1 protein-coding gene is annotated in these 701 nt (G+C 60.3%); it reads left to right on the top strand.

What is annotated here, in order from left to right; translation table 11 throughout:
• Window positions 1-701: L-lactate permease (locus ABD931_RS29125; RefSeq protein ID WP_345271651.1), on the top strand; the 701-nt coding region annotated here is incomplete at both ends.

The following is a 701-nucleotide window of genomic DNA, read 5'->3' as shown; positions in this document are numbered from 1 at the left end:
CGCCCCCGTGGCCTTTGGCGCGGTGGGTACCCCCATCATCATTGCCGCTCAGGTCTCGGACCTGCCCGATATGGCCATCTCGCAGATGGTAGGCCGCACGCTGCCCATCCTGTCGGTGGTGGTGCCGATGTATCTGGTGGTGATTATGGCCGGTTTTCGCAAGTCGCTGGAGGTGATGCCGGCTATTCTGGTATCGGGCATATCGTTTGCCTTCTTCCAGTGGCTGACGGCCAATTACCTGGGTCCCATGCTGCCCGATGTGATTGCGGGCCTGGCCTCCATCATCAGCCTGATGGTGCTGCTGCGGTACTGGAAACCCAAAGCCACCTGGCGCTTTCAGGAGGAACCGCCCCAAACCCTGGAGACCGACCGGCAGTATTCGGCGGGGCAGGTGCTGCGGGCCTGGTCGCCGTTTCTGATGATGACGCTCATGATCATTGCCTGGGGCCTGCAACCCGTACGCGATGCCCTGAACTTTGTGGGGCAACTTAAATTTTATGTGCCTGGCCTGCAGGAGGGGCTGCTCAAAGCCGATGGCAGTCCGCTGGTGATAAAGCCCTTTGACCTGAATTACCTCTCCAATTCCGGTACGGCCCTGCTGCTGACAGGGATCATCTCTCTGCCGCTGGTGGGTCTGAGCTTCCGCGAAGGCGCCCGGATCTACCTGGCTACGGTCACCCAGCTGAGGTATCCCATCATCA

The sequence above is a fragment of the Nibrella viscosa genome (assembly GCF_039541875.1).
In the GTDB taxonomy this organism is placed as follows: domain Bacteria; phylum Bacteroidota; class Bacteroidia; order Cytophagales; family Spirosomataceae; genus Nibrella; species Nibrella viscosa.
Note: the sequence above shows the minus strand (reverse complement) of the source record. Positions and strands in the feature narration are given on the sequence as shown.